The 20,654-nt window shown below is 45.5% G+C and carries 22 protein-coding genes and 2 pseudogenes; 20 read left to right on the forward strand and 4 right to left on the reverse strand.

Annotated elements, in window-relative coordinates; all coding sequences use genetic code 11:
- Window positions 1-60 precede the first annotated feature (60 nt).
- The 6 genes from SB847_RS04710 (at window position 61) to SB847_RS04735 (ending at window position 2,069) form a co-directional block, all read left to right on the forward strand.
- Window positions 61-570: a TlpA family protein disulfide reductase gene (locus SB847_RS04710; protein WP_003153980.1), complete on the forward strand. Its 510-nt coding sequence runs from the start codon at window positions 61-63 to the stop codon at window positions 568-570.
- A gap of 78 nt (window positions 571-648) precedes the next feature.
- Entirely contained in the window at window positions 649-774 is a 126-nt protein-coding gene (locus SB847_RS04715) for an FbpB family small basic protein (RefSeq protein ID WP_012117651.1), read from the forward strand.
- 63 nt (window positions 775-837) lie between these two features.
- The gene (locus tag SB847_RS04720) at window positions 838-984 is read left to right on the forward strand and encodes an acid-soluble spore protein N (RefSeq protein WP_003153977.1); all 147 of its coding nucleotides are present in this window, start codon (window positions 838-840) and stop codon (window positions 982-984) included.
- A 24-nt stretch (window positions 985-1,008) separates the two neighbouring features.
- Window positions 1,009-1,251: a small acid-soluble spore protein Tlp gene (gene tlp, locus SB847_RS04725; protein WP_007410320.1), complete on the forward strand. Its 243-nt coding sequence runs from the start codon at window positions 1,009-1,011 to the stop codon at window positions 1,249-1,251.
- A gap of 86 nt (window positions 1,252-1,337) precedes the next feature.
- Window positions 1,338-1,754, forward strand: coding sequence for a YbgC/FadM family acyl-CoA thioesterase (locus SB847_RS04730; RefSeq protein WP_003153973.1), 417 nt, complete (start codon window positions 1,338-1,340; stop codon window positions 1,752-1,754).
- Window positions 1,755-1,769: 15 nt separating this feature from the next.
- Window positions 1,770-2,069, forward strand: a complete 300-nt coding sequence (locus SB847_RS04735) for a hypothetical protein (RefSeq protein WP_007410319.1) — start codon at window positions 1,770-1,772, stop codon at window positions 2,067-2,069.
- A 31-nt stretch (window positions 2,070-2,100) separates the two neighbouring features.
- Here SB847_RS04735 and SB847_RS04740 read toward each other — a convergent pair whose 3' ends face one another.
- On the reverse strand, window positions 2,101-2,388 hold the full coding sequence (locus tag SB847_RS04740) for a HesB/YadR/YfhF family protein (protein WP_007410318.1): 288 nt from the start codon (window positions 2,386-2,388) through the stop codon (window positions 2,101-2,103).
- Window positions 2,389-2,476: 88 nt separating this feature from the next.
- Window positions 2,477-3,058 (reverse strand): glycerol-3-phosphate 1-O-acyltransferase PlsY, encoded by a 582-nt coding sequence (plsY, locus tag SB847_RS04745; protein ID WP_007611761.1) that lies wholly within the window; start codon window positions 3,056-3,058, stop codon window positions 2,477-2,479.
- A 152-nt stretch (window positions 3,059-3,210) separates the two neighbouring features.
- Here plsY and SB847_RS04750 point away from each other — a divergent pair, with 152 nt between their 5' ends.
- The 3 genes from SB847_RS04750 to parC all read left to right on the forward strand — a co-directional run bounded on the left by SB847_RS04750 (window position 3,211) and on the right by parC (window position 8,435).
- Entirely contained in the window at window positions 3,211-3,618 is a 408-nt protein-coding gene (locus tag SB847_RS04750) for a CoA-binding protein (RefSeq protein ID WP_007410316.1), read from the forward strand.
- Window positions 3,619-4,041: 423 nt separating this feature from the next.
- Complete coding sequence (gene parE, locus SB847_RS04755; RefSeq protein WP_014305073.1) at window positions 4,042-6,009, forward strand: DNA topoisomerase IV subunit B; 1,968 nt, start codon at window positions 4,042-4,044, stop codon at window positions 6,007-6,009.
- A 2-nt stretch (window positions 6,010-6,011) separates the two neighbouring features.
- Window positions 6,012-8,435: a DNA topoisomerase IV subunit A gene (gene parC / locus SB847_RS04760; RefSeq protein ID WP_032875056.1), complete on the forward strand. Its 2,424-nt coding sequence runs from the start codon at window positions 6,012-6,014 to the stop codon at window positions 8,433-8,435.
- 51 nt (window positions 8,436-8,486) lie between these two features.
- Here the strand turns inward: parC and SB847_RS04765 are convergent, their stop codons facing one another.
- Window positions 8,487-8,612 (reverse strand): hypothetical protein, encoded by a 126-nt coding sequence (locus SB847_RS04765; protein WP_007410313.1) that lies wholly within the window; start codon window positions 8,610-8,612, stop codon window positions 8,487-8,489.
- Between the two features lie 24 nt (window positions 8,613-8,636).
- A complete protein-coding gene (locus tag SB847_RS04770; protein ID WP_003153956.1) occupies window positions 8,637-8,990 on the reverse strand; it encodes a hypothetical protein in 354 nt (117 codons plus the stop codon).
- 376 nt (window positions 8,991-9,366) lie between these two features.
- On the opposite strand from SB847_RS04770, the gene SB847_RS04775 reads away from it, so the two are divergent.
- The 11 genes and pseudogenes from SB847_RS04775 (at window position 9,367) to SB847_RS04825 (ending at window position 20,517) form a co-directional block, all read left to right on the forward strand.
- Window positions 9,367-10,785, forward strand: coding sequence for an alanine/glycine:cation symporter family protein (locus SB847_RS04775; RefSeq protein ID WP_007410311.1), 1,419 nt, complete (start codon window positions 9,367-9,369; stop codon window positions 10,783-10,785).
- Window positions 10,786-10,988: 203 nt separating this feature from the next.
- Window positions 10,989-11,945, forward strand: a complete 957-nt coding sequence (locus SB847_RS04780; RefSeq protein WP_327943183.1) for a sugar kinase — start codon at window positions 10,989-10,991, stop codon at window positions 11,943-11,945.
- A gap of 29 nt (window positions 11,946-11,974) precedes the next feature.
- A complete protein-coding gene (locus SB847_RS04785) occupies window positions 11,975-12,994 on the forward strand; it encodes a zinc-binding alcohol dehydrogenase family protein (protein WP_410577389.1) in 1,020 nt (339 codons plus the stop codon).
- Window positions 12,995-13,007: 13 nt separating this feature from the next.
- Complete coding sequence (locus tag SB847_RS04790; protein WP_410577391.1) at window positions 13,008-13,643, forward strand: bifunctional 2-keto-4-hydroxyglutarate aldolase/2-keto-3-deoxy-6-phosphogluconate aldolase; 636 nt, start codon at window positions 13,008-13,010, stop codon at window positions 13,641-13,643.
- Window position 13,644: 1 nt separating this feature from the next.
- Complete coding sequence (gene uxuA / locus SB847_RS04795; protein WP_007611787.1) at window positions 13,645-14,721, forward strand: mannonate dehydratase; 1,077 nt, start codon at window positions 13,645-13,647, stop codon at window positions 14,719-14,721.
- The gene (locus tag SB847_RS04800) at window positions 14,718-15,554 is read left to right on the forward strand and encodes an SDR family oxidoreductase (protein ID WP_410577394.1); all 837 of its coding nucleotides are present in this window, start codon (window positions 14,718-14,720) and stop codon (window positions 15,552-15,554) included. Before uxuA ends, SB847_RS04800 begins: the two co-directional genes overlap by 4 nt.
- An 83-nt stretch (window positions 15,555-15,637) precedes the next feature.
- The gene (locus SB847_RS04805) at window positions 15,638-16,639 is read left to right on the forward strand and encodes a substrate-binding domain-containing protein (protein ID WP_038458149.1); all 1,002 of its coding nucleotides are present in this window, start codon (window positions 15,638-15,640) and stop codon (window positions 16,637-16,639) included.
- 74 nt (window positions 16,640-16,713) lie between these two features.
- Complete coding sequence (locus SB847_RS04810; protein WP_029325933.1) at window positions 16,714-17,985, forward strand: MFS transporter; 1,272 nt, start codon at window positions 16,714-16,716, stop codon at window positions 17,983-17,985.
- Window positions 17,986-18,103: 118 nt separating this feature from the next.
- Window positions 18,104-18,544: pseudogene (locus tag SB847_RS04815) on the forward strand (hypothetical protein); the annotation flags it as partial.
- Window positions 18,536-18,886: pseudogene (locus SB847_RS04820) on the forward strand (DUF4166 domain-containing protein); the annotation flags it as partial. The pseudogenes SB847_RS04815 and SB847_RS04820, both read left to right, overlap by 9 nt.
- Entirely contained in the window at window positions 18,880-20,517 is a 1,638-nt protein-coding gene (locus tag SB847_RS04825; RefSeq protein WP_410577396.1) for a YndJ family protein, read from the forward strand. The pseudogene SB847_RS04820 and the gene SB847_RS04825, both read left to right, overlap by 7 nt.
- Window positions 20,518-20,654 lie beyond the last annotated feature (137 nt).

Consider the following 20,654-nt stretch of genomic DNA (forward strand, 5'->3'; position numbering starts at 1 on the left):
AGAATGAACAAAGGAGAGAAAGCAGTCTGCTTTCTCTCTTTTTATGCGGGAGGCCTTGAGATGCTTGCGAAATGGCTGGGCGGAATGTTACTTATCGGGTTGTTAGTGTATGCGGGCTGGAACATTTATTCTGTACAAAAAAGTCCGAAAGAAGGGACAGAAGAAGGGATGAAAGCCCCTGACTTTACACTTGATACATTGTCAGGAAAAAGCATCTCCCTTTCTGATTATAAAGGAAAAAAAGTGCTCCTCAATTTCTGGGCGACGTGGTGCAAGCCGTGCCGAATGGAAATGCCCGATATGCAGGAGCTGCAGAAAGAATATCCTGATATTGCAGTAGCAGCCGTTAATTTTACATCCTCTGAAAAAAATATACAGGCTGTTAAATCATTTGCTGATCATTATCAGCTGACATTTCCTATTCTGATTGACAAAAGCGGAATTAATGGAGATTTCAACGTGCTTTCTTATCCGACAACATACATATTAGACGAAAAAGGAACCATTCAGCACATTCGCGTAGGCACGATGACAAAAAAAGAAATGAAAGAAAAACTGGATCTCAAATAGAGGTTCAGTTTTTTTATTGTGAAGGGCTTAGGTTTTGAAAAATTGGAAAAAATGAATGAAAACACGGAGGTGAGAAGATTGAAAAAAATGCGAAAACGTTCTTTTCATGAATTGGTTATGGAAAATAAACGTGAGCTGATGACCAATACGGAATATTTGAATCAGCTTGAAGAAAAGCTGGAGCAGCGGTTCAAACAAAAATAACCTTTAATTTGCAGTCATGTTTGAACCTCCTTTTGCAAAATATACTCTTAAGGAGGGATGAACATGGGCATAAACAAGAAAGACGGCCAGCCGCAATACGCTCCGAGCCACTTAGGGACAAAACCCGTTAAATATAAACGCAACAAAGGGGAAAAGTTTCATGACAAGTCAAACGGACATCCGATTGTCATGCAGACGAAAGGCGAATAACATCATCAAAGGAGAGCAGACATTATGACAAACAATTATCAAAAACCGAATCCGGATGACCGCTCCGATAACGTTGAAAAGCTGCAGGATATGGTGCAGAATACAATTGAGAATATAGAAGAAGCCAAAGAATCAATGGAATTTGCGACAGATGAGGAAAAACAGCGCATTCAAGAGAAGAATGCCAGACGCAATGAAAGCATTGAATCGTTCCGCAGTGAAATCCAGGATGAATCGGCTGCAAGAGAAAACGGCTATCAATCATAATAAAAACCAGGGAAACCTGGTTTTTTTCTCTTTCCGGCTCGTTGTGATAAAATGGGGCTAATCTGATAATAAGGGAGCAGAGAACGTTGCATGTGTCAAAAAAAGAAATAGAAGTGCGTTATGCGGAAACAGATCAAATGGGCATCGTCTATCATGCCAATTACTTAGTCTGGATGGAGGTCGGCAGAACGGCGCTGATTAAGGAACTCGGATTCCTTTACAAGGATATGGAAGATAGAGGAGTGCTGTCCCCTGTATTGGATATCAGCATTTCTTATAAAAAGCCGCTCCGCTACGGAGAAACGGCTGTCGTACATACTTGGATTGAAGAATATAACGGATTTAAAACCGTTTACGGCTACCACATCTATAATCCGGATCAAGAACTTGCCATCAAAGCGACATCCTCTCATATATGCGTTGATAAAGAGAGCTTCAAACCGATTCAGTTTCGCAAGGCTTTTCCTGATTGGCATGCCGCTTACGAAAAGGCAAAAAAATAAGGAGCGGCTGCAGTTATGGCATTTGGAATTACGCGTAAGGAACTGGAAAGGTGGAAGCGGGATGTATCGGAAGGGAAAATCGCTTTTTTAACGCATTACTGGCTGGACGACCGCTTTCCGGAGGCTAAGACCGTGACGAAGGCCGGTTCAAGCGATCTCAATAAACTGATCAGATGGGGAGCGGAGTACGGGCTGAAGCCGGAGTGGATTCACCATAAAAATGAATTTCCCCACTTTGACCTGCTCGGTGATACGCAAAGAAGCATATTAGAAAAAGAACATCTGACTGATCATCTCAAAAGGTTCAGGCTGTAAAAAAAAGAACGCATCCGCTGCGTTCTTTTTTTTACACGTAATCAAATACCGGCTCTTCTGCCTGATCTGAATATGTGACTGACAAATCATGATTATCAAAGTACCATAAGTCGCTTTCTTCAATAAAAAAGGTAATGCCTTCAACTTCCGTGCTGGTGCCGATGTTCATCGGCCGGTCTTTTAAAATGCCGAGAGAAAAGCCTTTCTGAACGTTGCTGCATCCCCCGTAACGGACAAAGAAACGGACATGATCGCCTGTTTCCAGATCGAGCTCTTCTTTGTACCAATCCAGCGCGCCTTTCGTTACTTTCATGTTCATCCGGAACACTCCCTTTTTGTTTCTCATATAAAGAAATTATCTCTATTATAAACGCATATGGCATTTTGATGTCAAAATTGAAGTTTCATCAAAACCATTTGATCTTCGGCTCTGTTTTGTTTATAATCCGTTTGATGTTTGCCCTGTGTCTGTAGATAACAAACGCGGTCAACAGCGTCACTACGATTAATAAATAAGGGTCTTTTACAAACAGACAGTAAATAATCGTATAAATCCCTGTTAACATTGAAGACAGAGAAACAAATTTCGTAAGGAATAAAAATACGAAAAATACTGCAACCATCGTAACGAATAACAGCGGAGCATAAAACAGCAGGACTCCCCCTGATGTGGCTACGGCTTTGCCTCCTTTAAACTTTGCGAACACGGGGAATACATGGCCGATCACTGCTGCCACCCCTGCGAGAAGAGGATGAATGGGGACGTGCAGTAAATATGGGAGCGCCGCGGCCAGGGTGCCTTTTAAAATATCGGCTGCGACGACGACAGATCCCGCTTTAACGCCAAGCGTGCGAAAAGCATTTGTAGCGCCCAAATTGCCGCTTCCGTGTTCTCTAATATCGATCCCTTTCGCAAGTTTGCCTACGATTAAACCTGACGGGATGCTGCCTATTACATAGGCCAAAATAATCAATAAAGCAATCAACATCTACATTTCTCCTTTTCAATGTCCCTTCACTTTATTTTAACACGAGTTGTTACCGTCTGATGACAAGTTTTTTTGAGAATTAAGCTGACAAAGCGCTTTTTTTGATTCCGGCGAAGCGGTCATGTACAATATATCAAAAGGAGATGGTAAAGATGCAAAATCCTTCAAAATCAGAGATTAAAGAAATTCTGGACCGGAGCAAACGGATCGCAGTCGTCGGGCTGTCAGACCGTCCCGACCGGACTTCTTACATGGTTTCCAAAGCGATGCAGGATGAAGGGTATGAAATTATTCCCGTCAATCCAACGATTGATGAGGCGCTTGGCGTTAAAGCCGTCGCTTCATTAAAAGACGTGGAAGGACCGATTGATATCGTGAATGTGTTCAGACGCTCTGAGCAGCTTCCCGGCGTCGCTGAAGAATTTTTACAGACGGACGCTCCCGTTTTTTGGGCGCAGCAGGGTCTTGCAAATGAAGAAGCGTATCGCATGATTACAGACAAAGGACGGACGGCTGTTATGGATTTATGTATAAAAGTCGCCCGCGCTGTTATAAAATAGGAACAAAAAAGGCAAAAATCCTTGGCGAATCAGGGGTTTTTGCTTTTTTATTGAAAGAATACTCTTTGCGTATGATGATGAAACAGATACAATAAAGCATGAACAGCTTTTTTAGAAACCCCTTTATACAGGGGTTTACAGTCTGTTTGCGATGGCCCGCATAAAGCTATATAATAGAAAGCGAACTCATGTTCTTATCCGCCGAAAAGGGCACCAAAAAGATGAAAAGCCGTTCGAATGTATGTCTTGCGGCCTAAAAAACGAGCCATTCGCTTAAATATGTTGCGAAATCAAGCATATTGGTTATAATTGTGAGTCCGAGGAGAATTGGACCGAAGCTTGCGCATACTGAAAAACAAAGACATGAAAACAGTTAAAAAAGAGAATGATTAAGAGCAGGTTTTTTGAAAGGGGTTTGTACGTTTGGCTAGAAAACAGCAATTTGATTACAACGAAGATGCCATACAGGTGCTTGAAGGCCTGGAAGCCGTCAGAAAACGACCGGGAATGTACATCGGTTCGACGGACGCACGCGGCCTGCACCATCTGGTATATGAGATCGTCGACAATTCCGTCGATGAAGTTCTTGCCGGCTACGGAGATCATATTATCGTAACGATACATAAGGACAACAGCATCTCTGTACAGGACAGAGGACGCGGAATGCCGACCGGGATGCATAAGCTCGGAAAGCCGACGCCGGAAGTTATTTTCACCGTGCTGCATGCCGGGGGGAAGTTCGGACAGGGCGGCTATAAAACAAGCGGCGGTCTGCATGGTGTCGGCGCATCTGTCGTAAACGCATTATCGGAGTGGCTGACGGTTACTATTGAGCGTGACGGATATGTTTATAAACAGCGGTTTGAAAACGGCGGCAAGCCCGTGACTTCACTTGAAAAAATCGGAACGACCAAAAAAACGGGAACGCTTACCCATTTTAAACCTGATCCGTCAATGTTCAGCGCAACGGTTTATAATTTTGACACGCTGTCAGAACGCCTGCGCGAATCGGCTTTCTTGTTAAAAGGTTTGAAAATAGAATTAATTGATGAACGGAACGGCGTAAAAGAAGTATTTTATTATGAGAACGGAATTGAAGCATTTGTCGCTTATTTAAACGAGGAAAAAGACGCTTTGTGCGAAGTGGTTTCCTTTGAAGGCGAGCATCATGACATTGAAGTCGATTTCGCGTTTCAGTTTAATGACGGGTATTCAGAAAATATGCTGTCATTCGTTAATAACGTCAGAACAAAGGACGGCGGCACCCACGAATCAGGAGCCAAAACGGCAATGACAAGAGCGTTTAACGAGTATGCGCGAAAGGTCGCCCTTTTAAAAGAGAAAGACAAGAACCTTGAAGGCGCCGATATCAGGGAAGGTTTGTCCGCAATCATTTCCGTGCGTATCCCGGAGGAACTGCTGCAATTTGAAGGCCAGACGAAAGGGAAGCTCGGCACAAGTGAGGCGAGATCCGCCGCGGATGCCGTCATTTCCGAGAATCTTGCTTATTTCTTGGAAGAAAACCGCGATACGGCAACCCTGCTTGTCAAAAAAGCGATTAAAGCAAGCCAGGCCCGTGAAGCGGCACGTAAAGCGAGAGAAGAAGCGAGAAGCGGCAAAAAGCGCAAAAAATCAGAAGCGACGCTGAGCGGAAAACTCACACCGGCCGGTTCCAGAAATCCGGCGAAGAATGAATTGTATCTTGTGGAGGGAGACTCTGCGGGAGGCTCTGCAAAACAGGGAAGAGACCGGAAATTCCAAGCCGTGCTGCCCCTTCGCGGAAAGGTCATCAACACAGAGAAAGCAAAGCTTGCAGACATCTTCAAAAATGAAGAAATCAATACGATTATTCATGCGATCGGCGGAGGAGTCGGCGCAGATTTTGATATAGACGACATCAACTATGACAAGATCATCATCATGACGGACGCAGATACCGACGGCGCGCACATTCAAGTCTTGCTGTTAACGTTTTTCTACCGCTATATGAAACCTTTAATCGAGCACGGAAAAGTCTTCATCGCCCTTCCGCCTCTTTACAAAGTGAGCAAAGGAAGCGGCAAGAAAGAGATTATTGAATATGCTTGGTCCGACGAAGAAATGGACGGCGTTTTAAAGAAAGTCGGCAAAGGGTATACCATCCAGCGCTATAAAGGTCTGGGAGAAATGAACGCAGACCAGCTCTGGGAAACGACGATGAATCCCGAATCGCGAACGCTCGTCAGAGTCAAGATCGACGATGCGGCACGGGTAGAGCGCCGTGTAACGACATTAATGGGAGACAAAGTAGAACCGAGAAGAAAATGGATTGAAAAGAATGTTGCCTTCGGATTAGATGAGGAAAGCAATATTTTAGAAAATGAAAACTTGTCGGTCGCTGAGGAGGTTTAATAGTGGCACAGCCAGAATTATTTCATGATTTACCGTTAGAAGAAGTAATCGGCGACCGTTTCGGACGCTACAGTAAATACATTATTCAAGACAGGGCGCTGCCCGACGCTCGTGACGGTTTAAAGCCGGTGCAGCGGAGAATTTTATACGCCATGCACGCAGACGGAAATACATTCGATAAAAATTTCCGTAAAGCGGCAAAAACGGTCGGAAACGTTATCGGTAATTATCATCCGCACGGTGATAGTTCCGTTTATGAAGCGATGGTGCGGATGAGCCAGGATTGGAAAGTGCGGAATGTGCTGATTGAGATGCACGGCAACAACGGAAGCATTGACGGTGATCCGCCGGCTGCCATGCGTTATACGGAAGCGAGATTATCTTCTATCGCGTCAGAGCTTTTGCGTGATATTGATAAAAATACGGTTGAATTCGTTCCGAACTTTGATGACACTAGTAAAGAACCGGTTGTTTTGCCCGCCATGTTCCCTAACTTGCTTGTCAACGGATCAACCGGGATTTCAGCGGGCTATGCGACTGATATTCCCCCTCATCATCTGGGTGAGGTCATTGATGCCGTCATTAAACGGATTGAATCTCCGGATTGCACCGTCGATGACTTGATGCAGGTGATTAAAGGGCCTGACTTTCCGACAGGAGGCATTATTCAAGGAGTCGACGGCATTCGGAAGGCTTATGAAACCGGTAAAGGCAAAATTATTATCCGCGGCAAGGCTGAAGTGGAATCCGTAAGAGGCGGACGGGAGCAGATCGTCATTACAGAAATTCCGTTTGAAGTAAACAAAGCCAATCTCGTAAAGAAAATGGACGAATACCGCATAGACAAAAAAGTCGAAGGCATTTCTGAAGTCCGGGATGAAACTGACCGCACGGGGCTTCGGGTGGTCGTTGAGTTAAAGAAAGAAGCCGATGCAAAAGGCATTTTGAACTTCTTATATAAAAACACTGATCTGCAGACAACATATAACTTTAATATGGTCGCCATACATAACCGCCGGCCGATGCTGATGAGTCTTACGGCCATCCTGGATGCGTATATTTCCCATCAGAAGGAAGTGGTGACAAACCGCTCCGTCTTTGAATTGCAAAAAGCAAAAGAGCGGCACCACATCGTTGAAGGATTGATGAAGGCACTGTCTGTGTTAGATGAGGTCATAGCCGTCATCCGGGCAAGCAGCGACAAGAAAGATGCGAAGCAAAACTTAATGTCTAAATTCGCATTTACGGAGCCGCAGGCCGAAGCGATCGTATCCTTGCAGCTGTATCGTCTGACAAACACGGATATTACGGCGTTAAAAGAGGAAGCGGAAGAGCTCAGCAAGAAAATTCAGGAGCTCGAAGCCATTTTAAGTCATGATAAAAAGCTGTTAAAAGTCATTACAAGCAGCCTGAAAAAATTGAAAAAGACCTATGCTGACAGCAGACGGTCTGTCATTGAAGAAAAGATTGAGGAAATTAAAATCAATCTTGAAGTCATGGTTGCCTCTGAGGACGTATATGTGACAGTCACAAAAGACGGCTATGTAAAACGAACAAGCCAGCGGTCATTTGCCGCTTCTAACGGCCAGGATTTCGGTATGAAGGATACTGACAGGCTGATTCACCAATTTGAAATGAATACAACGGATGTTCTCCTGCTCTTTACCAATAAGGGAAGCTATGTTTATTGTCCGGTTCACCAGCTTCCTGATATCAGGTGGAAAGACATGGGGCAGCACGTAACGAACATCATCACGATTGACCGTGATGAAACCATCGTGAAAGCTATACCGGTAAAAGAATTTGATCCATCTTCATATTTATTATTTATGACGAAAAACGGCATGGTGAAAAGAACTGAAATGACGCATTACAAAGCGCAGCGTTACTCGAAAGCGCTTGTTGCCCTTAACCTTAAAGGGGACGACGAGCTGATTGATGTTCATGTCACAGACGGCGGCAGCCAGCTGTTTATCGCCACCCGCCTCGGGTACGGTTTATGGTTCGGTGAAGATGAAGTAAATGTAGTCGGTGCCCGTGCGGCCGGCGTAAAGGGCATAAATTTAAAAGACGGTGATACCGTCGTATCAGGGCAAATCCTGCATGAGACAGATTCGCTTATCCTCGTCACACAGCGGGGAGCAATCAAGCGGATGAACCTATCTGAATTCGAAAAAACATCCAGAGCGAAGCGCGGTGTCATCATGCTGCGTGAACTTAAAAAGAACCCGCATCGTGTTGTCGGCGTATTCGCGTGCGCTTTGGCCGACATGATCGCTGCGGAAACAGAAAAAGGCGAGAGAATCGAAATCGCCGTGAAGTCCTTGCGGGCGAATGACCGATACAGCAACGGTTCCTTCTTTACCGATGAAGATGAGACAGGGCCGGTAACAGATGTATGGCGTATCCCCGCGTCTGATGTTTAAGAGTAAAAATAAATAAAAAAAACCTCCGCTCATTGAGCGGGGGTTTTTTATTTAGCTTTCATGGTTGCCGAATAAGTCAGTGATAGCGTGAATGACTTCGATTCCCTGCCATACAAATAAATTCAATGCGGTGAATGAAAACAACCCTAAAATCACCATTCGTAAGATAAACAACATGTTTAACAACCTCCTCATTTTATGTTACATAGATAGGCGATGTTGAACATGAAGCTCATCGAAATACGAGGACTGATAAAATTTAGCGATTAAAAAGCTTTTCTTTCGCTGTCTTCTCCGGGAAGCGGGGCGTCTCCTGTCTGATATCACGATCAGTGAGACAGAAGCGGCAAAAAGCGCCGTCAAGATATATGAGCCCGTCAGCGATTTTTTCTCATCATCAGCATTTTGGCCGGCCTTCATTTCGTGCATTTCCTGCTGGTCGGCTACCGCTTTAAAATGATGAGCAGTATCAAACGCATGGGGAATGGAGAGCAAATGAAAGCTTGCAATCGCTAAAAATAAAATAGAAGCTTTTAAAAACAAGATTTTTTTCAAATGTTCTCCCCCCTTCATAAGTCTGAATATTTTTATTATAATACCCTAATTTAAATGTAAAGTAAACATATTTATTAAATTTAAAAAATTATTATCCTGGTTAAGTATATACCATTCCATTCATCTTTTCATCTCTTTTTTCTTAAAGACCTATTTGTTATGATATGCACGCATTCCTTATGACGTGAAAACATTTTTCGGGCTGTAAGATAAAAAACGGGGCATGACAGCAAAAGACGTGATGAAGAAACCGAAACATTTTCTTAAAAAAACTTCTCAACCACTGTTGTTGTGATATAATAATACTCGTTGTGTTAAAAGATCTAACATATGCAGCAAAAATGACAGTAAAAGATATGTAAAAGGGAGGTTAAACATGGAGGCTTTCATCAGTGAAATCATAAATGTTCCAAATGATTTTATTTGGAAGTATCTTGTTTATATTTTAGTCGGGATCGGATTGTACTTTACGTTCCGTTTTCGCTTTATTCAATTCCAATACTTTATTGAAATGTTCAGAATCGTCGGGGAGAAGCCGCAAGGAAATAAAGGAGTGTCTTCAATGCAGGCATTCTTTATCTCAGCCGCTTCTCGTGTCGGAACCGGAAACTTGACCGGCGTCGCGCTGGCGATTGCAACAGGCGGTCCCGGCGCAGTATTTTGGATGTGGATCGTAGCGATTGTCGGTATGGCTTCCAGCTTTGTGGAAAGCACCTTGGCGCAGCTGTATAAAGTGCGTTCCGGTGACGAATTCCGCGGCGGTCCGGCATATTACATGGCAAAGGGACTGGGCGCCCGCTGGCTCGGTATTTTATTCGCCGTATTGATTACCGTTTCTTTCGGACTTATCTTTAACGCCGTGCAGTCAAATACGATTTCTGTCGCGTTTGACGAAGCATTCCATGTGAATAAAACAGTTATCGCAATCATTTTAGCTGTATTAACGGCTTTCATTATATTCGGCGGTCTGAAACGTGTTGTTTCCGTTTCGCAATTAATCGTTCCGGTCATGGCGGGTATGTATATTCTGATCGCGTTGTATGTCGTGATTGTAAATATTACAGCGGTACCTGAGCTGTTTGTTACGATTGTGAAAAATGCGTTCGGTCTTGAACAGATCGTCGGCGGAAGCTTAGGAAGCATCATTATTATCGGAGCGCAGCGCGGCCTGTTTTCTAACGAAGCGGGTATGGGAAGCGCGCCGAATGCCGCAGCGGCTGCACATGTGTCGCATCCGGCTAAGCAGGGATTAATTCAGACGCTCGGCGTGTTTTTTGATACATTTATCGTTTGTACATCGACTGCCTTTATCATTTTATTGTACAGCTTTACGCCTAAAGGCGACGGCATCCAAGTGACACAAGCCGCACTGCAGCACCACCTCGGCGGATGGGCGCCGACATTTATTGCGATTGCGATGTTTTTATTCGCATTCAGCTCAGTCGTCGGCAACTATTACTATGGTGAAACGAATATTGAATTTATTAAAACAAGCAAAACATGGCTTAATATTTACCGCGTATTCGTCGTAGTGATGGTGGTATACGGATGTTTGGCTGACTTCCAGATCGTCTGGGACATGGCAAACTTGTTTATGGGACTCTTGGCTCTCATTAACTTAGTGGCAATCTTACTGCTGAGTAATGTAGCCTACAAGATCTATAAGGATTATGCCGCTCAGCGCAAAAAAGGTCTTGATCCTGTATTCAAAGCCGAGAATACGCCGGAGCTCAAGCATATTGAAACATGGGCGGAAGAAGAAGGTACAAGCCCTGAACGTAAGACTGCTAACTAAGGAAACGTGCATACAATTTTCAAAAAACCCCTTACATTTTGTTGTGAGGGGTTTTTTCATGTGAAAAACCGGGTTATTTTTACCGAAAATAGATTTTTTTGAATTTACTGTATTTTTCTCTTGTGTGTGTAAGGGTTTTCATATAAAGTTTTACTAAACCGGTTTATCAAACCGATTTAGTCTTAAAAGAAAGGAGTATTGATGTGGCTTCTGATTATGGCATTTTTACGATCGGTGATGCGATGATCACCTTAAATCCCGCAAGCACAGGGCCTTTGCGTTTTGTTACCCATTTTGAACGAAAAGCAGGAGGAGCTGAACTGAATTTTGCGATTGCATGCGCCAGGTTGAATCTGCACTCAAAGTGGGTCAGCAGACTGGGGAAGGATGAGTTCGGCAGAGTGATTTATCAGTTTGCCAGAGGAGAAGGAATTGATGTGACTGACGTCTCCTATGTTGAAGGCTTTCCTACATCTTTAAATGTCAAAGAGATCAGAAATGACGGTTCAGGCAAGACGTTTTATTACCGTTTCAATTCACCAATTCTGACTCTTGCACCGGAAGATATAACAGAGAATATGTTTGACGGCATTCACATCGTTCATCTTACCGGTGTGTTCCTCGCGCTTGATAAGAAAAACCTTGAAATTGCTGAAAGGGTGCTTTCCATCGCCAAAGCAAGGGGGATTCCCGTATCTTTTGATCCGAATATCAGGCTGAAGCTGTGGACGATTGAGGAGGCGCGTGCGGCATTTCATCAAATCTTTCCGCATACTGATATTCTTCTGGCGGGCCGGGACGAAATGAAACAGCTGACAGGTATAGGGGAAAATGAAGCATTAGCCCGGTTTGCAGAGACCTATTCAATCAGTCAGCTCGTCATAAAAGACGGTGAAGCAGGTTCTGCGCTGTATCATGATCATAAGTGGGTTCACAAAGAGGCTTTCCCGGTTGCGCCTGTTGACACGGTAGGAGCGGGTGACGGCTTTAATGCCGGCTACCTGTACAGTTATCTGCATGGTTTTGAACCGGAAAAACGCCTGGAGTTTGCCAATGCGGTCGGTGCGCTCGTCACCACAGTTTCCGGTGACAATGAAGGGCTTCCCTATCTAGAAGAGGTTCTGTCATTTGTAAACAAAGAGACTGTGATTGAACGGTAGCAAGCACAACTTAAAAAGCGGGTGAGAAAATGAAAGCGGTTCTAGTACGGAAAGCATTTGATCTGGTAGTGACGGAATGTGAGAAACCGTCTGTTGTCCATGCGGATGATGTTCTTGTCAAGGTGAAGCGGGTCGGAATTTGCGGATCAGATTTGCATATTTATCATGGGACAAATCCGTTAGCGTCCCTGCCGAGAGTAATCGGACATGAAGTCACAGGGGAAGTCGCAAAGACCGGTTCTCATGTCCGGCGTTTCAAGCCGGGTGACCGGGTAGTGGTTGAACCGATATCTTATTGCGGAACATGCTATGCCTGCCGGAAAGGACGTCCGAACGTCTGCAAAGCGCTTTCGGTGTTCGGCGTTCATGAAGATGGCGGGATGCGGGAATATATCGTCGTTCCGGAAAAGCAGCTGCATGCCGTTTCGCCCGATCTGCCCTGGGAGGAAGCGGTCATGGCAGAACCATATACGATCGGCGCCCAGGCCGTTTGGAGAGGCCGTGTCAAGAAGGAAGATACCGTTTTGATTCAGGGAGCGGGACCGATCGGAATCTGCATATTAAAAATGGCAAAGTTCGAAGGCGCTTCCGTCATGATAACCGACTTGAATGAGGAACGCTTGGCATTCGCTGAAAAAAACGGTGCGGACGTTACCGTCAACGCGCAAAAAGAAGATCCCGTTTTGCGGGTGAACGAATGGACAGAAAATGAAGGCGCCAATGTTGTCATTGATGCCGTCTGTCTCCCCTCAACGTTTGAAACGTCCATTGACGCGGTTTCTCCGGCCGGTCATGTGGTTGTGCTTGGTTTTGATGAGAGGACTGCCGGCATTTCTCAGCTTCCGATCACAAAAAAGGAAGTCACGATAACCGGTTCAAGATTGCAGACGAATCAGTTTCCGTACATTACAGACTTACTGAATAAAGGCCTGTTAACGCACGGCGGTCTTATTACACATACATTTTCAGCAGATGACGTCCATCAAGCATTTCAGTTGATCGAACAGCACCCGGGCAAGGTGGGAAAAGCAATCATTACGTTTGATTAAAGGAGGAGCGAGAATGCTGCCTAAGTACGCCATTTACGAAAAACTTCTGTATGCACAAGTGGTAGCTGTCATAAGGGGACAAAACAGCCAAGAGGCGCTTGAAGTTTCAAAAGCGGCCATTTCAGGAGGTATCAGCGCCATTGAGCTTACATACACAACTCCTGAAGTGGAAGATGTCTTTAAGGAACTCCGGCATCAAGATATTCTTCTTGGAGCCGGCTCTGTAATTGATACAGAAACGGCGAGACACGCCATTTTATCAGGCGCCTCATTTATCGTCAGCTCTCATTTTGTAAAAGAGATAGCATCTCTATGCAACCAGTACAGCGTACCGTATCTTCCGGGATGCATGAGCGTGTCTGATATGGCTTTGGCGCTCGAAGCCGGATGTGATGTGGTAAAGCTGTTCCCCGCTAATTCGTTTGACCCTTCATTTATCAAGTCGGTCAACGGCCCTCTGCCGAATGTCCGCATTATGCCGACCGGGGGTATCTCATTACACAGCATGAATGACTGGCTCTCTGCCGGAGCGGTCGCGGTCGGTGTGGGGAGCGACTTGACAAAAGCATATCAAAAGGGCGGCTATGAAGCTGCCGTATCCCTCAGCAAAGAATACGTCTGCCGAAAAAACGAATATACGGGGGTGTAACATGAATATCACGTTTCGCTGGTACGGCCAAGGTAATGATACGGTGACTCTTGAACATGTCAGACAAATTCCCGGGGTCAAAGGCATTGTCTGGGCTCTTCACCAGAAGCCCGCGGGCGAAGTATGGGAAAAGGAGGACATTGAAGCGGAAGTCAGATACATTCAATCCTATGGGTTTCATGCAGAGGTCGTGGAAAGCGTGAATGTTCATGAAGCCATTAAACTCGGTCATGAAGAACGCGGACAATATATTGAGCACTATAAACAGACCATTCGCAATCTGTCCGAATTCGGCGTGAAAGTCATCTGTTACAATTTCATGCCGATATTTGACTGGACGCGTACCGATATGTTCCGCGCGCTGGAGGATGGGTCAACCGCTTTGTTTTTTGAAAAAGCGAAAGTGGAAAGTCTCCCTCCTGAGGAACTCATCCGCACGGTTGAAGAATCTTCTGATTTGACGCTTCCCGGGTGGGAGCCGGAGAAAATGGCCCGGATCAAGGAACTGTTTGAGGCCTATCAAACGGTCGGTGAAAAACAGCTTTGGGCCAATCTTGAGTTCTTTTTACATGAAATTCTTCCTGTAGCGGAGGAACACGGCATTCAAATGGCCATTCATCCGGATGATCCGCCCTGGTCAATTTTTGGCCTGCCCCGTATTATCACCGGTGAGAAAAGTTATGAAAAGCTGCGAGAGATTTCAGATTCACCCGCCAACTGTATTACGTTATGCACGGGTTCGATGGGAGCGGATCCCGCCAATGATATGGTGAAGATCGCCAAACACTATGCGGGAGCTGCGCCGTTTGCCCATATACGAAATGTGAAAATCTGCGATAACGGTGATTTTACGGAAACTTCGCATCTTACCAGTGATGGGTCCATTGATATTACCGGTGTGGTAAAAGAATTGCACGGCCAAGACTATAAAGGATATGTACGGCCTGATCACGGCCGTCATATCTGGGGCGAACAATGCCGGCCGGGTTATGGTTTATATGATCGTGCCTTAGGAATTATGTACTTGAACGGGCTGTGGGATGCGTTCTCGTCTCATGAGAAAGGGGTGAAGAGATGAAACCGATTCATGAACGTTTATCAGGAAGAACCGCTGTCATAACAGGCGGGAGCGGTGTTCTCTGTTCAGCAATGGCAAAGGAGCTTTCACGGCAGGGGTTGAAAATTGCGATCATCAGCCGGAATGCTGATAAAGCAGAGCGTGCGGCGGGCGAGATTGCTGACGCTGGAGGAACCGCGGTTTCTGTACCGGCTGATGTTTCAGCCCGTGATTCGCTCGAAAAGGCAAAAGACGAGATTATCAGCCGGTTCGGTTCTGTCAATCTTTTAATTAACGGAGCCGGGGGAAACCACCGTGATGCGATCACTGCCAGCGAGACGTATGAAGAGGATGAGCAGGACACATCCTTTTTTGATATGGACGAAACGGGGTTTTCCAGCGTATTTTCAACCAACTTTACCGGTGCATTTCTGGCATCGCAAGTGTTTGGAAAAGACCTTTTGAAGGCGGAATGTCCCGCGATTATTAATATTTCTTCTATGAGTGCGTATACACCGATGACAAAGGTGCCCGCCTACAGCGCGGCCAAGGCGGCGGTTCAGAATTTTACGATGTGGATGGCTGTTCATTTCGCAAAAAAAGGGCTGCGGGTGAATGCCATCGCCCCGGGTTTCTTTTTGACTGCGCAAAACCGTGGGTTGTTATTACAGGAAGATGGAAGTCTAACAGACCGATCCAATAAGATTATGGCACATACACCGATGAAACGTTTCGGGAAACCGGAAGACCTTCTGGGAACGCTCCTGTGGCTTTCGGATGATTCATGCTCAGGCTTTGTCACCGGGGTCACAGTTCCCGTCGACGGAGGTTTTATGGCTTATTCCGGAGTGTGACAGAATCCCTGTCCCTGTCAGATTGTAAACTATTTACTTCTGACTTATACTAGTGAAAAATGAAGACAGACGGGGATGAGTCTATGAAAACCATTACAATTTCAGATGTGGCGAAATATGCAAACGTATCTAAAAGCACCGTATCTCAATTTTTAAATCAGCGCTATGACTATATGAGCGAGAAAACGAAACAAAAAATAGAAGCGGCTATTCAAGAGCTGAACTATCAGCCGAATTTCGTCGCCCGCAGCTTAAAACAGAAATCAACATTTACGGTAGGTGTGGTGGTGGCTAATATTCTTCACACCTTTTCCACTCAGGTCATCAGGGCGGTGGAAGACTATTTTCATGAACAAGGATTTCATATTATTGTCTGCAATGCAGATGATGAACCGGAAAAAGAAAAGAAATATATTGAAATGCTCCGGGCCAAGCAGGTGGACGGAATTATTATTTTTCCGACGGGCGAAAATCTCTCTTTATATGAAAAGATGAAACGCGATACGTTTCCGGTCGTGTTTATGGACAGAACCATTGAAGAACTCGGGATTCCGACAGTGATGCTTGATAATCATCATGCAGCCGGTCTTGCCGTTGACCGGTTTATCGAAAGCGGCATTAAGAGAATCGCGATTATTACGACGTCCATTATTCGGGAAATCAGTCCGAGGGTAGAAAGGATTGAAGGGTATAAGAAGGCGCTTGACCGCCACGGAATGATGGTGCGGAACGAATATATCAAAACAGCCGATGCAGCTGATATTTCCAATGTTTTGTCAGAGCTGTTCTCACTTGAGGAGCCTCCGAAAGCGATATTGGCGGCAAACGATATCGTTCTTGTTGAGGTGCTGAAGTATATGAAGGAGCATGATATGACAATTCCGGATAAGGCTGCCGTCATCGGGATTGATGAAGTTCCTTTTGCGGGTTTTTTTACTCCTCCGATTACGACGATCGTTCAGCCTGCGGCAGAAATGGCGCGAAAAGCGGGAAGCATTCTTCTTCGCCAGATACAAGAAAAAGATAGCGGTGAAAAACGGATTCACCGCTATAAACCGGCGCTGCTCGCAAGGCAATCCGGATAACCGGTTTCATTGCATAAACCGGTTTACTCCGGCAATTTAAATGTCTGAATATTATGAAGTGAGAGGGAGATTTTATGTTCTCAAAGGATAGATTCCCTATTATTCTTCTTTTATTTTCAGCCGGGGTGATTAACTATTTAGACCGCTCAGCGCTGTCTATTGCAGCGCCGTTCATACAGCAGGATCTCACATTGTCGGCAACCCAAATGGGGCTGATTTTCAGCAGTTTTTCTGTCGGATACGCTGTGTTTAACTTTCTCGGCGGTGTTGCATCTGACCGGTACGGGGCTAAATTGACATTGTGTACGGCGATGATCGTTTGGTCTCTTTTCAGCGGAGCGGTTGCGCTTGCTTTCGGATTTGTAAGTCTTTTGATTATCCGTGTTTTATTCGGTATGGGGGAGGGGCCGCTGTCGGCTGCCATAAGCAAAATGGTCAACAATTGGTTTCCTCCGTCTCAGCGCGCCACGGTCATCGGCCTGACAAACAGCGGAACGCCGCTCGGCGGAGCGATCTCCGGCCCGATTGTCGGGATGATTGCTGTGGCGTTCAGCTGGAAGGTTTCCTTTGTCCTGATCATGATCATCGGTTTAGTCTGGGCGGTCATCTGGTTTAAATTTGTCAAAGAACGGCCGGCGCCGACGGAAGACGCCCCGGCAATGAAAGCGGAGATTCAGTCGCATGAGCAGCATATCCCGATGACCTTTTATTTGAAACAAAAAACGATTCTCTTCACGGCTTTTGCCTTTTTCGCCTACAACTACATTTTATTTTTCTTCTTAACATGGTTTCCGAGCTATCTGGTGAAAGAACGCGGTTTAAGTGTTGAATTTATGAGCGTGGTGACTGTTATTCCTTGGATTCTTGGATTTATCGGTTTGGCGGCAGGCGGAATGATTTCTGATTATGTATTCAAAAAAACCGCCGGAAAAGGGGTTTTGTTCTCACGGAAAGTCATTCTTGTCACTTGTCTGTTCGCTTCCGCTGTACTGATCGGATTTGCCGGACTTGTTACCACTACCGTAAGTGCCGTTATTCTCGTTGCTTTATCAGTTTTCTTTTTATATATAACGGGCTCTATCTATTGGGCGGTCATTCATGATGTGGTTGATCAAAGGAATGTCGGGTCAGTCGGCGGCTTTATGCATTTTCTTGCAAACACGGCCGGTATTATCGGGCCTGCTTTAACCGGCTTTATCGCGGACAAAAGCGGATCATTCTCCGGGGCGTTTTTGCTTGCAGGCGGATTAGCCGTTTTGGCCTCGGCTGCGGTAATCTGTTTCGTGCGTCCGATTATCATTCAACCCGCTTCTAAAGATAAAAAAGACACGATACCTTATTCATAAGTCATCAAAGCCACTGAGGCTGTCCTGCCGATAACGGGATGGCCTTTTCGTTCTGCCGCTTGATCTGTTCCTATGATAATATAGGAATTGTTTACAAAAGAAGGGAAGAGGAGGGGGCATGAAACAGAAGCCGATATATGTCGAAATCAATATTGCATCTGATATAGAAACGCTTTGGGAATATACGCAAAACCCGCATCTTCATAAGGAATGGGATCTGCGTTTTTCTGACATTACATATCTTCATAGGCTGCCAGATGAACCGCAGAGGTTTCTATATGAAACACGAATCGGTTTTGGGCTGAAGGTATCCGGCACGGGCGAATCAATAGGTGACATAAGGTCTCGCTCGTCAGAAAGAGTGTCTTCGCTCGCTTTTGCCTCTGATCATCCGCTGTCACTTATAAAAGAAGGCAGGGGCTACTGGAAGTATATAGAGCGGGATAATGGACAAACCGCATTTTTGACTCAATATCAATATGAAACGGCCCGCGGTCTGCCGGGAAGCTGGATAGACCGGTTTTTATTTCGTCCTCTGCTAAGCTGGGCTACCGCTTTCTTTAAAAGCAAAACGCGTTTTTTTGATGCGGTCATGGAATACGATGAGCGGGAAAACAGAATTCTTGATTACTTCGGAAAACCTCACATCCTACTGTCTGAACTGCATTTAGAAGCGTCTTCAGACGGAGGGCTTGTTATTACATCCGGAAGGCAGTGGCTCCTGATAGGCGGAAAGAAAATCCCGCTTCCGGCATGGCTGTGCGGCAGTTCAACCGTTTATGAGGCTTATGATGAGGAAATGAATTGCTTCAGCATAAAGGTTCATGTGAAAAATCGGATACTCGGCACTCTTTTCTCTTACCGGGGGACTTTCCGGGAAACAGAGGGAGAAACATGCTGAAGCGTCATCTCATGGTAAGCGTGATTTGCTTTTTGGGATTTGCGGCGGCTGAAGCTCCGCATATATCAGCTGCTGAGACGTTTGTTTTATTTTCCGTACTTTTTTTCGTTCCCGCTGTATTCGATTTTGCTTTTCGGCCGTCAAAGACCTTAGAGAATGTGTTATTACGGAGTTATCCTGTTGCCGCTTTATGTGCGGTGCTTGCGCTTGTCACAGACTTCAGTTTTTTTGCCTTTGTGTGGCTCATTTATACGCTTGGGCTGGCACTGTATGCTGTCCGGCGGCTGATGAAAACAAATATTCACAGAACAGAAGAGATGTCTGTTATGGCGGGTTTCATTTATTTGGCCGGGGGCGGATTCTGGTTCTTCGCATATGTCCTTGAGATTCCCGTCATGAATTTCGGCCCGCTTATCGTTCTGCTGACGGCGGTGCACTTTCACTATTCCGCTTTCCTCATTCCGATCTTTAACGGATTGCTCGGCAGGATCATACGGGAGAAACGCGAACTTTACCAGTGGAGCACGGTCATTATTTTGATTTCGCCGATCCTTATTGCCTTGGGGATTACATTTTCAAAGACACTTGATGTGATTGCTGTCGCTCTGTATCTGGCGGGTCTGTATGTAAATGCATATCTCGTCTTTACGGCACCGTTTGTTACGAAAACAGGCAGGGTCTTGATCAGGAGTTCATCGGCTGTGTTAATGATCACAATTGCTTTTTCTTTGATATATTCGTACGGTGTCTACCGCGAGGAGGCAACGCTCACGATCAGCCAGATGATTTGGATTCACGGGGCCGTCAATGCATTCGGCGTTATCCTGCCGGCTTTGGCGGGGTGGAGGTTGGAAAATCCGAGACCGTTTGATGAGGGCAGCGAAAGAACGTTCAGCCGTATTTACGGGAAGAGAACGATAGGCAAAGAATTTTTGACTGATATTCATGCAGCAAATGACATCCATTATACCGGCCTTCTGGATCAGCTGAGAGAACTGCATTCTGAAGACTTTTCAACTGAAAAACTGGCGCCGGCCGTTATTTCCTTTTATGAAGAGACAATTGATTATGACATCATGGCAAAAGTGACGTGGAGCAGATGGTTTCGTCCGTTCGCGCGCATGTACGAGCCGTTCAGCAGAAGAGCGGGGCAGATTCACCTGTCCATGAATCCGGATTGGTATATCATGCACAGTGATATTATAGGAGTTGACTCTGACAAAGATGGCAGAAAAAATGTCCGTGCGTGGATCAGAACAAATGAAAAGCAGGAAACCGTTTTTACTGCGCTGTATTCAGCGTACAGGTCAAAAGGGGAAGGATACATGAATATCTCTCTTCCGCTGCCGTACGGCCAAATGACGGGCATTTTAAAACCTTATGCGCGTAAGCAGAAGCTTGTTTTGACAAGCAGACGGCGAAAAAGCGGAGCGGGTGATGAAGGGATTTATCTGCAGACGAAATGGGGGGCGTGTCATCTTCCGCTGGCAGAGACATTTCTTATTTCAGCCCAGAGCAAAACCAGCCTGAAGGCCGTTCATCATATGTGGCTGTTCGGACTGAAATTTTTAACTGTGCATTATCGGATCACTCATGCTTCCGCTGGTAACCGAATGGAAGAAAAAAGATGAAGGGTATCTACGCTCCCGTGTATCGAACTTGGTTCGGAAACAAGGCTTATTGGAATACAAAATAAAGCAAGTGATTTTTAAATTTTTCTTCCGGTGTGGTCAAACTTGAATACAAGACAGCACCGGATTTCTTTTTA

The organism is Bacillus sp. SIMBA_026, assembly GCF_046535335.1.
Taxonomy (GTDB): Bacteria; Bacillota; Bacilli; order Bacillales; family Bacillaceae; genus Bacillus; species Bacillus velezensis.

Bases quoted from the DNA above. Each gene is read 5' to 3' on its own strand.
- SB847_RS04720 (WP_003153977.1), top strand. From the start codon at position 838: ATGGGCATAAACAAGAAAGACGGCCAGCCGCAATACGCTCCGAGCCAC.
- SB847_RS04775 (WP_007410311.1), top strand. From the start codon at position 9,367: ATGGAGGCTTTCATCAGTGAAATCATAAATGTTCCAAATGATTTTATT.
- SB847_RS04805 (WP_038458149.1), top strand. From the start codon at position 15,638: ATGAAAACCATTACAATTTCAGATGTGGCGAAATATGCAAACGTATCT.
- SB847_RS04790 (WP_410577391.1), top strand. From the start codon at position 13,008: ATGCTGCCTAAGTACGCCATTTACGAAAAACTTCTGTATGCACAAGTG.
- SB847_RS04785 (WP_410577389.1), top strand. From the start codon at position 11,975: ATGAAAGCGGTTCTAGTACGGAAAGCATTTGATCTGGTAGTGACGGAA.
- SB847_RS04740 (WP_007410318.1), bottom strand. From the start codon at position 2,388: ATGAACATGAAAGTAACGAAAGGCGCGCTGGATTGGTACAAAGAAGAG.
- tlp (WP_007410320.1), top strand. From the start codon at position 1,009: ATGACAAACAATTATCAAAAACCGAATCCGGATGACCGCTCCGATAAC.
- SB847_RS04800 (WP_410577394.1), top strand. From the start codon at position 14,718: ATGAAACCGATTCATGAACGTTTATCAGGAAGAACCGCTGTCATAACA.
- plsY (WP_007611761.1), bottom strand. From the start codon at position 3,058: ATGTTGATTGCTTTATTGATTATTTTGGCCTATGTAATAGGCAGCATC.
- SB847_RS04825 (WP_410577396.1), top strand. From the start codon at position 18,880: ATGCTGAAGCGTCATCTCATGGTAAGCGTGATTTGCTTTTTGGGATTT.
- uxuA (WP_007611787.1), top strand. From the start codon at position 13,645: ATGAATATCACGTTTCGCTGGTACGGCCAAGGTAATGATACGGTGACT.
- SB847_RS04765 (WP_007410313.1), bottom strand. From the start codon at position 8,612: ATGTTGTTTATCTTACGAATGGTGATTTTAGGGTTGTTTTCATTCACC.
- SB847_RS04710 (WP_003153980.1), top strand. From the start codon at position 61: ATGCTTGCGAAATGGCTGGGCGGAATGTTACTTATCGGGTTGTTAGTG.
- SB847_RS04735 (WP_007410319.1), top strand. From the start codon at position 1,770: ATGGCATTTGGAATTACGCGTAAGGAACTGGAAAGGTGGAAGCGGGAT.
- SB847_RS04810 (WP_029325933.1), top strand. From the start codon at position 16,714: ATGTTCTCAAAGGATAGATTCCCTATTATTCTTCTTTTATTTTCAGCC.
- SB847_RS04750 (WP_007410316.1), top strand. From the start codon at position 3,211: ATGCAAAATCCTTCAAAATCAGAGATTAAAGAAATTCTGGACCGGAGC.